This is a genomic window from Flagellimonas maritima (assembly GCF_003269425.1).
In the GTDB taxonomy this organism is placed as follows: domain Bacteria; phylum Bacteroidota; class Bacteroidia; order Flavobacteriales; family Flavobacteriaceae; genus Flagellimonas; species Flagellimonas maritima.
In genome coordinates this window covers 3,741,085-3,755,912 of sequence record NZ_CP030104.1, presented here as the reverse complement: position 1 = coordinate 3,755,912, position 14,828 = coordinate 3,741,085, and the positions used below count along the sequence as shown (strand labels likewise).

Here is a 14,828-nt window from a genome sequence, read left to right as displayed (position 1 = left end):
ATGTAAATCTTTTTTTAAATCCGCTGAATATCACTAATTTTGCAAAATGTTTTTTAGAATGAGAGCGTTTCTTTCCATACTAACTATCATTATTTTATTTTCTTCGTGCAGTGAGTATCAAAAAGTACTCAAAAATGAAGAGGTGAAGCCTAAGTACGATTTGGCACAGAAATTTTATGATGAAGGTGATTTTAAGAGGGCCAATAGACTATACGAGCAGATTGTACCAAAATACGTGGGCAAACCACAAGGTGAACGCGTCATGTTCTTTTTTGCGAACACGTACTTTCAATTGGAGGATTATTACCTATCGGGCTATCAGTTTGAACGATTTATAAAATCGTATCCAAAGAGCGATAAAATTCAGGAAGCAACATTTTTGGGCGCCAAAAGTTACTATGAACTCTCACCTAGGTATTCATTGGACCAAACGGATACAGATAAAGCATTGACAAAGCTTCAGAGCTTTATAAATACCTACCCGGATTCTGAATATTTTGAAGAATCAAATACAATGGCAAAGGAGCTTACTTCAAAAAAAGAGAAAAAGCAGATAGAGATTGCCAAACAGTTCAATAAGTTGGGTCAGTTCAATTACCCTATTTTAGTATCTGCCATTACTGCTTTTGATAATTTTATTTCTGATAATCCAGGTTCAATTTATCGCGAAGAGGCACTTTATTATCGTATTGAATCTGCCACAAGTTTGGCGCTGAACAGTACCGAAAACAGAAAGAAAGAACGTTTGGAAGAAGCTTTGGATTCTTACAATACACTATTAAGATATTATCCTGAAACGGAATACAAGAAAAAAGCGGATGATTTGGCAAAAAAAGTTCAAGGGGAACTGGCTCAATATTCCGAATCAAAATAATTGGATTAAATAGATATAGCAGCATATGCAAGATTTGAAAAACACAAAAGCTCCCGTTTCTACGGTTACACACGACAGAAACGAATTTGATGTAAAAACGGAAAACATTTATGAAGCTATTTCCATAGCTTCAAAACGAGCGATCCAAATTAATTCTGAAATTAAGAAAGAACTTCTGGAGAAGTTGGAGGAATTTGCGACTTACAGTGACAGCTTGGAGGAAGTTTTCGAGAATAAGGAACAAATAGAGGTTTCAAAATTCTACGAAAAATTACCAAAACCACATGCCCTCGCGGTAAAGGAGTGGTTAGATGATAAAATTTACTACAGAAATACAGAGAAAGACGCATAAATATGCTCAGCGGTAAACATGTCCTTTTGGGAATTACCGGAGGAATCGCCGCTTACAAGACCACATTTCTCGTTAGGTTATTGATAAAGGCTGGTGCTGAGGTCAAAATTGTGATGACCCAAAGTGCCAGCACATTCGTTTCGCCACTAACGTTATCCACGTTATGCAAAAACCCGGTATTGATCGATTTTATCAATGAAGAAGATGGGAGAATATCTTGGAACAATCATGTGGAGTTGGGACTTTGGGCAGACATTTTATTAATAGCTCCTGCAACGGCCAATACACTTTCCAAAATGGCCAATGGTACTTGTGATAATCTCTTGTTGGCAACATATCTATCTGCTAAATGCCCTATTTATTTTGCGCCGGCAATGGATTTGGATATGTACAAGCACCCTTCAACAATTGTTTCTTTTGAAAAATTGCAATCGTACGGCAATACCATGATTCCCGCAGAAACGGGGGAACTGGCAAGTGGGCTATATGGAGAAGGACGTATGGCGGAGCCAGAAATTATAGTAAAGTTTATTCAAGAAGATTTAGCGAAAGGACTCCCGCTAAGTGCAAAAAAAGTATTGATCACGGCGGGTCCTACCCACGAAGCAATTGATCCTGTGCGTTTTTTGGGAAATCGCTCCACCGGTACCATGGGCTTTGAACTTGCAATGGCTGCTGCCAATCTTGGTGCTCAAGTAATATTGATTTCCGGGCCTACCCATTTGAGTACAAAACATGATTCAATAGAAATAATTCGCGTTGTATCCGCCAAAGAAATGTATGATGCATGTCATGAATTTTATGATGGAACCGACATTGTTATTTGTGCTGCTGCGGTTGCTGATTATAAACCGAAACATGTTTCCAGTGAAAAAATAAAAAAGAAAGATGGCGACCTTCAAATAGAACTTGAACGGAATCCTGATATTCTGTTTTCAATGGGCGAAAAGAAAACCCATCAATTTTTGGTAGGATTTGCTCTTGAGACCGAAAATGAAATTGAAAATGCCAAAGGAAAACTGCGACGCAAGAATTTGGATGCCATAATTCTGAATTCTTTAAAAGATTCCGGTGCAGGCTTTGGGGGCAATACCAATAAAATTACTTTCCTTGATAAGAATATGGATTTAAAAACGTTTGAATTGAAAACCAAGTCTGATGTAGCTTCGGATATTTGGAAAGAAATCATCTCAAGAATTCATGCATAGAACAGTTTCTTTTCTTTTTGCCCTTTTGCTTTCACAAGTGTTCATTGCACAAGAGTTAAATTGCACTATTACCGTAAACTCTGATCAGGTTAACCAAACCAACCAGCAAATCTTTAAAACGTTGGAACGTTCGCTTAGTGATTTTGTAAACAAGAATAAATGGACAAATAGAGTTTATAAAGAAAATGAGCGTGTAAGTGCCAGAATGTTTATTACAGTCACCCAGTACGAATCCGATAGATTTGAAGCCAATATCCAGATTCAGTCTTCAAGACCCGTCTTTAATACATCTTACGAGAGCCCTGTCTTTAATTATAAAGATGATGCGTTCGACTTTATTTACCAAGAATTTCAGCCCATAGTCTTCAATGAGAATATTTTCGATTCCAACTTGGTTGGCGTTATTGCCTATTACGTTTATATTATTTTAGGTTTGGATGCTGATACTTTTTCGCTTGAAGGCGGTGATGACATGTTCAGAAAAGCACAAAATATCGTGACTCAGGCACAGGGTTCCAATTTTTCTGGATGGAACCAAGAAACAGGAGAGCGTACAAGATTTGAACTGGTCGATAATTTACTCAGTAATTCATTTAGGGAGTACCGTATTGCCATGTACAATTACCACCGAAAAGGTTTGGATATACTCGGCGATAACAACAGTACGGGGAAACAGGTAATTTCAGGTACCATGCGATTGTTTGAGACATTGATAAAGCGTAGACCCAATGCATTTTTGATTCAGACTTTTTTCGATGCAAAGTCTGAGGAAATACAGAATATCTTCTCTGATGGCCCAAAAGTAGACATTGTCAAACTTAAGGAAACCTTGAATAAAGTTGCACCATTTTATTCCAATACCTGGAACGAGATAAAATACTAGCCCATTTCTCCAAAGAGATTTATCTTTACGCTGAAAATCTTCAATAGTGCTTGTAAATCTTTCCATTCAGAATTATGCGTTAATAGATACTTTAAATGTCTCATTTACGAATGGTTTTACGACCATAACGGGTGAAACGGGAGCGGGAAAGTCTATTTTATTGGGAGGTCTTTCCTTAGTTTTGGGTAAACGCGCGGATTTGACCTCGCTAAAAGACGAAACCAAAAAATGTATTATTGAGGCAGAATTCGATATCTCTAAATACCAGCTCAAAAGATTTTTTGAAGCCAATGACCTGGATTACGAAGTTGCTACCATCTTAAGACGGGAAATTCTACCTAGTGGTAAATCTAGAGCGTTTGTCAATGATTCACCGGTAACGCTGGACATATTAAAAGGACTTGGGGAAAGATTGGTCGATGTTCACTCACAACATCAAACATTACGTTTGACCGACAATGATTTTCAACTTAAGGTTGTTGATGCACTCGCTGGAAACAATACAGATTTAGGACAATACAAATTGCAACTGGATTCATATAAAAAGATTTCGAGGGAGTTGCAAGAATTGATTGATTTTCAATCCAATTCCAACAAAGAGCACGACTACAATAGTTTTTTACTCCAAGAACTGGAATCTATACCTTTAAAGGACGGTATGCAGGAAGATTTGGAAGCAGAATCCGAACAACTCAACAATGTAGAGCAGATAATGGAACAACTGGCCTATGGAAATCAATTATTGAATGATGAACAAGTGGGCATATTGGGGAAACTAACCGATTTAAAAAGAACTTTTCAAAACCTTGCGGACTTTGGCAGCACCTATTCTGTGCTAAATGAGCGTATACAGTCCATTTTTTTTGAAATGGACGATATAGCAGCTGAACTTGAACAAGTGAAGGATGGGGTAGAAGCAAACCCGCAAAGACTGGAAGTGGTGAACTCAAAATTGCAACAACTTTACGATTTACAAAAAAAACATCAAGTCGGTTCTGTTTCCGAATTGATCATCATCAAAAATCAACTTGAGGAGCAAGTCAATGCAGTAGAAAATATTGAATCCAAAATAAGAGCAAAAGAAGTTGAAGTAGAACAAGCTACAAATATTCTTGAGGATTGGGTACTTAAAATTAGAAAGGGAAGAAATACCATAATTCCAAAATTGAAAAGTAAGCTTCAAGAAAGTTTATATTCTTTGGGAATGCCTTCGGCCACTTTTAAAATTGAGGTAAACCCATCATCAACTTTCAAGTCCAACGGAAAGGATGATTTGGTTTTCTTGTTTTCGGCCAATAAGGGTTCAGATTATGGGGAATTGAAAAAAGTAGCTTCAGGCGGGGAATTATCAAGAATAATGTTAACCATAAAATCAATTTTGGCAAAATATGAACAATTGCCTACAATGATGTTCGACGAGATCGATACAGGCGTTTCTGGGGAGATATCCAATCGTATGGGTGAAATCATGCAACAGATGAGCAAGACCATGCAGGTGTTTTCAATTACCCATTTGCCCCAAGTGGCCTCTAAGGGACAACAGCAATTTAAAGTTTTTAAAGAGGAAATTGACGGAACGACAACAACGCAGATGAGAAAATTGAATCAGGGGGAACGGGTAAAGGAACTTGCGGAAATGCTTGGTGGAAAATCAATATCGGAATCAGCTATGGCACATGCCAAACAGCTTTTGGAATTGTGATTTGCCCTGATCATTGAAATCCTTCAAAGCTCTCCTCTAAGGGTGCAATGCCCAAATAGTTCATTTTGTGAGAACAAAGAGCCAAGATTGAAGTTTAAGAGCAACGACAAGAAAAGTTTGATTTCCTCCGCTCTTGTAGTATGATGGTCCTTATTCCAATATTTATTTGGTTCTGCTACGGGCCAGTTTCATAAAATCAAAACCATAAAACTCAAATAGATTAAATATCTTTACCACAAACCAACAATAGACGATTACTATGGCATATAATCTTTTAAAAGGCAAAAAAGGAATCATATTTGGCGCACTGGATGAGAATTCCATAGCTTGGAAAACAGCGGAACGTGTTCATGAAGAAGGTGGAACCTTTGTATTGACCAACGCGCCCATTGCAATGCGTATGGGACAGATTAAGGAGTTGGCCGAAAAGACAAATTCCCAAATAATTCCCGCTGATGCCACAAGTGAAGAGGATTTACAGAACTTGGTAACACAGTCCATGGAAATTCTGGGCGGTAAGTTGGATTTTGTATTGCATTCCATTGGTATGTCCGTAAATGTTAGAAAAGGGAGGGCATATACAGATGAGAAGTATGATTTTACAACAAAGGGATGGGATGTTTCTGCACTTTCATTTCATAAGGTAATGCAATCATTGTACAAGGCTGATGCCATGAACGAGTGGGGCAGTATTGTTGCCTTAACCTATATGGCGGCACAAAGAACTTTCCCGGACTACAATGATATGGCTGATAACAAAGCGTATTTGGAATCTGTTGCAAGAAGTTTTGGCTACTTTTTTGGAAAGGAAAAAAGGGTGAGGGTCAACACAATTTCCCAGTCGCCAACCCCAACTACTGCGGGGCAAGGTGTAAAAGGTTTTGATGGCTTTATCAGTTATGCCGAGAAGATGTCCCCACTTGGAAATGCTTCGGCGGCGGACTGCGCAAATTATACCGTAAGTCTTTTTTCAGATTTGACAAAGAAAGTCACTATGCAGAACCTATATCATGATGGTGGATTTTCCAATACAGGCGTAAGTCAAGAAGTAATTGATGAGTTTTCTGAATAACTAAAATATTTAATTGCGAAAGCCATCCAAAAAAGGATGGCTTTTGTGTTTTAAAATGAATCTATACTTTTCTATAATCGTACCAGTTTACAATAGACCGGAAGAAATCAGGGAGCTATTGGAAAGTCTCGTTCAACAGGATTTTAAAAAGAGTTATGAAGTGGTAATTGTAGAAGACGGTTCCTTGGAATCTTCTGGGGATATCGTAAAAAAATTTGAAAAGGATTTACAGATATCATACTATTTTAAAGAGAACTCCGGGCCTGGTGATTCCAGAAATTTTGGGATGCAGAAAGCAAAAGGAAATTATTTTATAATCCTGGATTCTGATTGCATCTTACCAAAGCAATATTTGGTTGAAGTGGATAAAGAGCTAAAACGTGACTTTGTTCACTGTTTTGGTGGTCCGGATGCAGCTGATGATTCTTTTACTACCGTACAAAAAGCCATTAACTATGTGATGACTTCTTTTTTTACTACTGGGGGAATTAGGGGCAGCAGTAATTCAATAGGTAAATTTCAACCGAGAAGTTTCAATATGGGAATTTCCAAAGAGGCTTTTGCCAAAGCAGGGGGATTTGGGAGAATTCATCCTGGGGAAGATCCAGATTTGACATTTAGAATTTGGAAGGCAGGGTATACTTCCAGATTGTTTCCCAAAGCATTTGTATACCATAAAAGACGTATTGACTGGAATAAATTTTACATACAAGTGAATAAATTTGGGATGGTAAGACCGATATTGAATAAATGGCATAAGGGAACGGCTAGGCTTACGTATTGGTTTCCGACATTATTTATGGTTGGACTGATTACATCTGCATTATTGGCGGTTACAGGTTTTATTTTTCCTTTATTGGTTTTCGCTGCGTATTTTTTGACCTTATTTATAGACTCCCTTATTAAAAACAAGAGCTTTATCGTAGCCTATCTTTCAATTTTTGCGGCATTGACGCAATTCATAGGATATGGAACAGGTTTTTTAAAATCCACGATCTTGCTTAACTTTAGTAACAAAGAACCTGAAAAGCTTTTTCCCAAGCTGTTTTTTAAAAGAAAGTAAAGGTGTTTAAACAACTATTAAGTGGGTTGAATGAGAGGAAAGTGAAAGTTTTTTCACTGTTTTTGATATGTTCCTTTCTAGCATGGTTTATAAGCAATCTATCCGATTCCTATGAGTCCAGGACCAATTTTGCACTAAACTATAAAAACCTGCCGGATACGTTACTGTTGGGAAATAAATCGGTCAATTCCATTGAAGCAAAATTGCGTACAAGTGGTTTTCGGTTCTTGTACTACAATTTTATAAATAAACGTGTTGATGTGGATTTATCTCAGGTCATTGCCAAGAATGGAAATTACTTGATTACGGAAGACGCTCTATCAGAACAGATAGAATTACAGCTTCCCCAGAGTATTTCATTGATTAACCTTGATCGCTCACAGCTTTTCGTTGACCTTTATCAAGTTACTGCAAAAGAACTCCAGATAAAGCCTAGGTTAGATCTGCAATTCCAGCAAAATTTTATAATGGAGGGAGAACCGATAATTACTCCAGAAACAGTTTTGGTTAAGGGGCCAAAAAATGAGATAGATACCCTTACTACGATTTATACTTCAAAAATTGAAATGACAGATGTCTCTTCAGATTTTTCAGAGAATATTCTATTGGTTTTCCCAAAGAACCTGTCGAATAGTGTTTTTTCGATAAACAGGGTCAATGTAAAGGGAAAAGTGGTAAAATTTTCAGAAAAAGCTTTTGATGTGCCGATACGGGTTTTAAATTTCCCAAAGGGGTATAATGTCAATATATTTCCAAATTCCATATCCGTTCTTTGTAAAGCTACCCTAGAAAAACTAAAGAAAATAACATTACAGGATTTTGAAGTCATTGCCGATTATAAACAGTTGAATGAGACTGATGGCAATATCCTCTTCTTGGAAATTGTAAAAAAACCTGAAAATGTTTATGATGTCCGTATGCTTGAAAATAAAATCAACTTCGTACTCGAACAAAAATGATGATAGTAGGGCTAACAGGCGGTATCGGTAGTGGCAAGAGTGTTGTAGCCACCATTTTCCAGGACCTGGGGATACCAGTATACAATTCCGATTCCGAAGCAAAATTATTGATGACCAATTCGACCCGTGTAAAGAACGAAATTCTTTTACTTCTAGGAAAAAAAGCATATATCAACGGAGAACTAAACAAAACATTTATTGCAAAGAAAGTTTTTAAGAGCCCAGAAATACTTGAAAAGTTAAACAAAATCGTTCATCCTGCCGTTCGTGAACATTTTTTGGAATGGGTGGAACAACAAACATCTCCCTATGTGATCCAGGAAACAGCATTGATTTTTGAAAATGATGCTCAAGACAAATATGATTATATCATTTTGATAAAAGCTCCTAAAAATCTACGTGTTGAAAGAGTTATAAAGCGCGACGGCATTGCAAAGCAAGAGGTTTTGGATCGTATTGAGAATCAAATGGATGACAAAGAAAAGACTTCTCTTGCTGATTTTTGTATTGAAAATATCGATTTACATACTACTAAAGACAAAGTTTTAGAACTACACCAAAAATTGATTGTACTAACAAATTGAACATAAATTTTAACATTTTTGTTAAGGTTAGGTTAAACGGTCAATAGTCTAAATGTTAAATTTCTAATTTTACCTCAATGAACAAGAAGCTATTCGTTCTTCTCGTCATTCTTATGAGCTTATCTCTCACCGGGATTATTTTTGTTCAGGTGTACTGGATAAGGACTTCGGTCAATGACAAAGAAGAACAATTTTCAAGGACGGTTACGGACATACTGGATAAGGTTGCGAGCCGAGTGGAGAAGAGAGAGATGAAGGATTATTCAGACCGTTTGGCTTCATTGGTAGATAGTATAGGGCAACCTAAGACCACTCAGTTCAGAAATTTTTTATTTGTTGACAGAGATTTGAATTCAGATGAGATTCTTTTTTATTCCCATGGAATTCTAGAAGAAGATTACAATATAACCTCTACGTTCTTTGATAATATAAAAGGTGAAGAAGATACAACCACAATTAAAAACTTCACCAGCAAGCGTACCAAAGCAGTTTTTAAGGAAGAATACGGTCTAGATGGAAAAAGTTATAGCTTAACACCTATTCAGAAAGCTGAAAAAATCGGTGGACTTTCTAGGATTGACAAAGCTGCGTGGGAAGATGTTTTTATGGAATATGCCAAAAGCAGACCAATTCATAAAAGAGTCTCCAAGCAAGAATTAGAACTTTTACTAAGTCAAGAACTGAAAAATAGGAATATTGATATTGATTATGAGTACGGAGTGTATAGCCAAGGCTATCCAACCAAAGTAAAATCAAAAAAGTTCAAGTTCTCTGAATCTAAAATGTATAAGGCACCGATATTCAAGGATAGCGAAGGAAGAACAAATTTTTCATTGCTGCTCACATTCCCAACGATGAAAAAGTTTCTTTTCCAATCAATTATGGGTATGGCACTTTTATCCTTGGTTTTCACTCTTGTCATTATGATTGCTTATTCCAGTGCAATCTATCAATTGATTAAACAAAAGCAGATATCTGAGATAAAGACTGATTTTATTAATAATATGACCCACGAGTTCAAGACGCCGATTGCTACAATCAATCTTGCCGTTGAGGCCATAAGAAACCCAAAATCAATAGAGGACAAAGAAAAAGTATTGCGATATCTAGGCATGATCAAGGACGAAAACAAACGTATGCATGCGCAGGTAGAAAATGTTCTTAGGATATCTAAATTGGAAAAGAACCAATTGGATATTAGAAAGGATAGGGTAGATGTTCATGATATAATAACAGATGCCATTGCCCACGTAGATTTGATAGTTGAAGACAGGGGAGGATACGTTAATACCCATTTGAATGCCGAAAGATCTGAAATATTGGCAAATGATATGCACTTTACAAATGTTATTGTAAACGTTTTGGATAATGCAGTAAAATATTCTCCTGAATTTCCAAAAATTGATGTGTATACAGAAATTGTAAAGAATAATATTATCATAAAGATAAAAGACCAGGGAGCTGGGATGAGCAAAGCGGTACTTAAAAGAGTTTTTGAAAAATTCTACCGGGAACATACCGGAGATATACATAATGTAAAAGGTCATGGATTAGGACTGGCCTATGTAAAACGAATTATTGACGATCATCAAGGAGAAGTTTATGCAGAAAGTGAAAAAGGAAAAGGAAGTACTTTCTTTATAAAACTACCTTTAATTTAGAAAAATATGGAAACTGAGAAAAAAAAGATACTTTTAGTTGAGGATGACCCTAATTTTGGAATTGTTCTAAAAGACTACTTATCTATGAACGATTTTGACGTTGTTCTGGCAAAAAATGGAATGGAAGGTTTTGAAAAATTCAAAAAAGACAACTATGATGTTTGTATTTTGGATGTGATGATGCCTTACAAAGATGGGTTCACACTAGCTAGAGAGATTAGGGAGAAAAATGAAAATGTTCCAATTATTTTTTTGACTGCCAAAACAATGAAAGAAGATGTCTTAAAAGGCTATAAAGCTGGCGCGGACGACTATCTCAATAAACCTTTTGATTCTGAAGTACTGTTGATGAAGCTTAAAGCAATACTTCAAAGAAAAGCATCCAGTACCTTGGCAGATAGCAAACAATTTGAATTTGAGATAGGTAATTTCCACTTGAATTCCAAGCTGCGTTTTCTAAAATATATGGATGAGGAACCTGTAAAACTTTCACCTAAGGAAAATGAGTTGTTACGACTTCTTGCCTTGCACGAAAATGACTTAATGCCACGGGAATTGGCCTTGACAAAGATATGGAGGGACGATAATTACTTCACATCACGGAGTATGGACGTCTACATCGCTAAATTAAGAAAGTATTTAAAGCGGGACGATGTGGTAGAGATTCTGAATATTCATGGCGAAGGATTCAGGTTGGTCGTAAAGGCAGAAAATCCTTAGGATTTCCAATAACAGTATTAATTTGAATCAAGAGGCTGTTTAAAAATCTTTGGTCATTCAATATCAGTATGACTTATAGCTATTTTTTAAACAGCTTCTCTTTTACACCAAAATGTATAGTACCGATACCGTGATTATCCCTACAAAAGCCAAAATTGTTGTCATTATGGTCCAAGATCGAAAAGTTTGCTTTTCGGTAATACCCAAATATTGACCTACCAACCAAAAGCCACTATCATTTACATGGGAAAAAATACTGGATCCCGATGCTATGGCAATGACCATACAGGCAAGCTCCACGGGACTCAAATTGGAATTTACCAATAACGGTGAAACCAAGCCCGCTGCGGTAATCATTGCCACCGTGGAAGACCCTTGTATTATTCTCACTATAGCTGCGCTAACAAACGCAAACGCTAAGACGGGGAAACCTGCGTCTCCCAATGCCTTTGCCAATAATTCGCCCGCTCCCGTATTGGTCAATACTTGCTTAAAAACACCTCCGGCACCGGTGAGCAAAATAACGGTACCTGCAGGTGCCAATGATTTGGCAGAGATATCAAAAAGTTGTTGTTTCGTAAACCCTCTTCTTATTCCAAAAAAGTACCAAGCCAAAAGATTTGCGATAATCAAAGCCGTAAACGGATGCCCAATCAAGGCAATGGTTTCAAGGATTGTCTTGTTCGTTATGCCCATTGCGCCAGTTGCAACAACGGTATTCAATAAAATCAAAACGATGGGAAAAGCAATGATGAGAAGGGTCAACCCAATAGGTGGAAGCGTAAGCAGTTCTTTGTTTTCCATTTTTTTTGGAGCTTTCACAAATATTTTCTTTGATATAAAACGTCCAAACAACAAGCCTGCAATTAGAGCGGTTGGTATTCCTGCCAAAAATCCTACTAGAATTACCCATCCCAAATCTGCACCTATAATATCCGCAACGGCAATTGGACCCGGTGTGGGTGGTATAAAGGCATGGGTTATGGCCAGACCGGCCAAAAGAGGTATGGCGTAAAGCAGTAACGATTTTCCAGTTTTACGCTGCAACGCATAAATCATTGGAACCAAAATAATAAAAGCAACATCAAAAAAAACGGGTATGGCAATTAAAAACCCTGAAATAACCATAGCGGAAGGTGCTTTTTTCAATCCAAATTTGGAAATCATAAAATCTGCGATCGTTTTTGCTCCGCCTGAAGCTTCTAAAATTCCCCCAAACATAGCACCAAGACCTACAACGGTTGCCACAAAACCCAAGGTGTTGCCCATACCGTCCTGAATGGTCTTAATAATTTCCTTTGCATCAAGACCGGCAATCAGACCGACTGTTATACTCCCAATGAGTAAAGCTATGAAAGCGTTTACTTTCAGTCTTAAAATGAGAAAAAGGAGTATGGCGATTCCTGCAATAACGGCTAAAAGTAAGTTCGTTGCTATCATTAAGAAGGTTGGAATCGTTTATTTTTCGAACAAAATCAAATATAAAATAATTTATAGATACATTTTTCAGTGGTTGCTCGCCTTTTTTGAATTATTGGCCAAAAAAAAGAGCACTCAAACGAAGTGCTCTTTTAAAATTTTATAAAAATGATTACCAAATCTGTACCCGTTCTTCTGGTGGTAAATACATTTTGTCACCCTCTTTTATATCGAAAGTATCATAGAATTCTTGAATATTCAATAGAGGCTGAATAGCTCTTACGTGACCTGGAGAATGTGGGTCAGTCTTAATCTGTGTCTGTAGTGCTTCATCCCTTATTTTAGTTCTCCAAACAGTAGCCCAAGACATAAAGAAACGTTCTTCCGGGGTAAAACCATCTATATTTTCCGGCCTTCCGTTTTCTGCCAAGTGTTTTTGCAAACCGTCATAAGCTCCCAGAACACCGCCTAGATCACCAATATTTTCACCTAAGGTGAATTTTCCATTAACATACACTTCCGGTAAAACCTGTACACTGTCATATTGTGCTGCAAGTGCATTGCCCCTTTCCGTAAAAGCTTCTAAATCTTCATCGGTCCACCAATTTTTTAAATTACCGTCCGAATCAAAACGTGAGCCACTATCGTCAAAGGCATGTGAAATTTCATGACCTATTACGGCACCGATACCACCGTAGTTAACAGCTTCGTCTGCAGTGTAATTGTAGAATGGTGGCTGTAAAATTGCTGCAGGAAATACTATTTCGTTGTTCAAGGGATTAAAATATGCATTCACTGTTTGCGGAGACATTCCCCATTTAGATTTATCGACCGGTTCTCCAATATCCGCAAAATTATCATCTCGCTGCCATTTGTCTACTGCCACCATGTTGTCAAAATAGCTATTATCCGCAGAAACTGCCATATCGGAGTAATCTTCCCAATCATTTGGATACGCAATTTTTACAGTGAACTTATCAAGCTTTTCTATTGCTTTGATTTTGGTGGTATCGCCCATCCAATCCAGTTTTTTGATACGTTCTTTATATGCATCAATAATATTGGCTATCATTTTCTCCGCTTTGGCTTTGGCTTCTGGCGGAAACTTAGCATCTACATACAATTGACCCAATGCTTCACCAACATTTCTGTTTACAGCCGCTAAGGCACGTTCATCTGCTGGGCGCTGTTTTTCTGCACCTCTTAGAAATTTGCTGTAGAACTCCCAGTTTGCTGTTTCAATATCGGTTGTTAATCTTCCTGCAGCGTTGTTGAAGGTATCCCAACGAATAAGTGTTTTAATATCCTCTATCGATGTATTTTTCAAAAATTCATCTAAATATTTGCCATATTCAAGCTGGGTAACAATCAGGGTATCGAATTTTTTAGTAGCCCCCAATTCTTCCAACATTTTGTTCAAGTCTATACTGCTCAACATTGCATCGGCTTCAGCGATAGTTTTTGGATTGTTCAGGTTTCGAGCATCCCTACGCTCAACTTTATTCAATCTCGGTTCTGCAAGCTTTGTTTCCAATTCCAATATTTTCTCGGCCGCAACCGATGCATCTTCCTCACTATCGCCCAACATTTGAAGCATGCGCGTAATGTGTTTTTTGTATTCCTCACGGATTTCTATAGATTTTTCATCTTCATCCAGATAATAATCACGATCAGGAAGTCCAAGTCCCGAGGGTCCCATATAAACGGCATTCATTGCACTATTGTTCAAATCAGCTTGTACACCTATACTTAAAAATGGAGATGACACCGAAAGGTTAGTGGCCAAAACTGTTCGAAGATCGGATAGGTTCTCAATACCTTCAATAGCATCAAGAGCAGGTTGCAATGGCGAAATACCTGCTTTGTCCCTTGCTACGGTATCCAATTTTGTATCATAGATGGCAAGTGCTTTTGCCTGATCGGTGTCAGCATCATACTTTCCATTTTTTTTAGCATCTGCTATAATTTCCAGTACATCTGCGTCGGTCGATTTTCTTAGCACGGAAAAACCGCCCCATCTAGTACGATCTTCAGGAATTTCTGTGTTTTTCATCCAATTACCATTTACGTAATTGTAAAAGTCATCCTTTGGATTGACTATGGTATCCATATTTTCCAACACGATACCTGGTATTTTTTCAACCTCGGCGGTTGGTTCCTTTTTTTCCTTACAACTGGAAAAGGCAATAATGGACAAAGCCACAAAAAATACTTTTTTCATTTTAGATAGTTTTTAAGTTTCAATTAGTCGGAAGTTAGTCGTCAAATGTAATAATTTGTTACGCATACTGTTAGAAAAAAAATATACGTTTTAAGAATTGGTTCGATGGA

The 14,828-nt window shown here is 37.4% G+C and carries 13 protein-coding genes; 11 read left to right on the top strand and 2 right to left on the bottom strand.

The genetic code is table 11. The features are described 5' to 3' along the window. Positions 1 to 46: 46 nt before the first annotated feature. The 11 genes from HME9304_RS16720 (at position 47) to HME9304_RS16670 (ending at position 11,078) form a co-directional block, all read left to right on the top strand. Complete coding sequence (locus HME9304_RS16720; protein ID WP_112379659.1) at positions 47 to 874, top strand: outer membrane protein assembly factor BamD; 828 nt, start codon at positions 47 to 49, stop codon at positions 872 to 874. 25 nt (positions 875 to 899) lie between these two features. Beyond that, a complete protein-coding gene (locus HME9304_RS16715) occupies positions 900 to 1,226 on the top strand; it encodes a DNA-directed RNA polymerase subunit omega (protein ID WP_112379658.1) in 327 nt (108 codons plus the stop codon). A gap of 2 nt (positions 1,227 to 1,228) precedes the next feature. Continuing rightward, a complete protein-coding gene (gene coaBC / locus HME9304_RS16710) occupies positions 1,229 to 2,434 on the top strand; it encodes a bifunctional phosphopantothenoylcysteine decarboxylase/phosphopantothenate--cysteine ligase CoaBC (RefSeq protein WP_112379657.1) in 1,206 nt (401 codons plus the stop codon). Next, positions 2,427 to 3,317, top strand: coding sequence for a type IX secretion system protein PorD (gene porD / locus HME9304_RS16705; protein WP_112379656.1), 891 nt, complete (start codon positions 2,427 to 2,429; stop codon positions 3,315 to 3,317). The genes coaBC and porD overlap by 8 nt, the downstream gene beginning before the upstream one ends. A 46-nt stretch (positions 3,318 to 3,363) precedes the next feature. After that, positions 3,364 to 5,019 carry a DNA repair protein RecN gene (gene recN / locus HME9304_RS16700; protein ID WP_112379655.1) on the top strand — a complete coding sequence of 552 codons (1,656 nt, stop codon included), beginning with the start codon at positions 3,364 to 3,366 and terminating at the stop codon, positions 5,017 to 5,019. 259 nt (positions 5,020 to 5,278) lie between these two features. After that, on the top strand, positions 5,279 to 6,091 hold the full coding sequence (locus HME9304_RS16695; protein WP_112379654.1) for an enoyl-ACP reductase FabI: 813 nt from the start codon (positions 5,279 to 5,281) through the stop codon (positions 6,089 to 6,091). 55 nt (positions 6,092 to 6,146) lie between these two features. Then, positions 6,147 to 7,154, top strand: coding sequence for a glycosyltransferase family 2 protein (locus HME9304_RS16690; protein WP_112379653.1), 1,008 nt, complete (start codon positions 6,147 to 6,149; stop codon positions 7,152 to 7,154). Positions 7,155 to 7,195: 41 nt separating this feature from the next. Next, positions 7,196 to 8,113: a YbbR-like domain-containing protein gene (locus tag HME9304_RS16685; protein ID WP_123877567.1), complete on the top strand. Its 918-nt coding sequence runs from the start codon at positions 7,196 to 7,198 to the stop codon at positions 8,111 to 8,113. Beyond that, complete coding sequence (gene coaE, locus HME9304_RS16680) at positions 8,110 to 8,697, top strand: dephospho-CoA kinase (RefSeq protein WP_112379651.1); 588 nt, start codon at positions 8,110 to 8,112, stop codon at positions 8,695 to 8,697. Before HME9304_RS16685 ends, coaE begins: the two co-directional genes overlap by 4 nt. Positions 8,698 to 8,774: 77 nt before the next feature. Beyond that, positions 8,775 to 10,358, top strand: coding sequence for a sensor histidine kinase (locus tag HME9304_RS16675; protein WP_112379650.1), 1,584 nt, complete (start codon positions 8,775 to 8,777; stop codon positions 10,356 to 10,358). A gap of 6 nt (positions 10,359 to 10,364) precedes the next feature. Then, the gene (locus HME9304_RS16670) at positions 10,365 to 11,078 is read left to right on the top strand and encodes a response regulator transcription factor (protein WP_112379649.1); all 714 of its coding nucleotides are present in this window, start codon (positions 10,365 to 10,367) and stop codon (positions 11,076 to 11,078) included. A 102-nt stretch (positions 11,079 to 11,180) separates the two neighbouring features. Here HME9304_RS16670 and HME9304_RS16665 read toward each other — a convergent pair whose 3' ends face one another. Both HME9304_RS16665 and HME9304_RS16660 read right to left on the bottom strand, forming a co-directional pair. Then, positions 11,181 to 12,518 carry a GntP family permease gene (locus HME9304_RS16665; RefSeq protein WP_112379648.1) on the bottom strand — a complete coding sequence of 446 codons (1,338 nt, stop codon included), beginning with the start codon at positions 12,516 to 12,518 and terminating at the stop codon, positions 11,181 to 11,183. A 151-nt stretch (positions 12,519 to 12,669) separates the two neighbouring features. After that, positions 12,670 to 14,718, bottom strand: a complete 2,049-nt coding sequence (locus tag HME9304_RS16660; RefSeq protein ID WP_112379647.1) for a M13 family metallopeptidase — start codon at positions 14,716 to 14,718, stop codon at positions 12,670 to 12,672. Between the last annotated feature and the right edge of the window lie 110 nt (positions 14,719 to 14,828).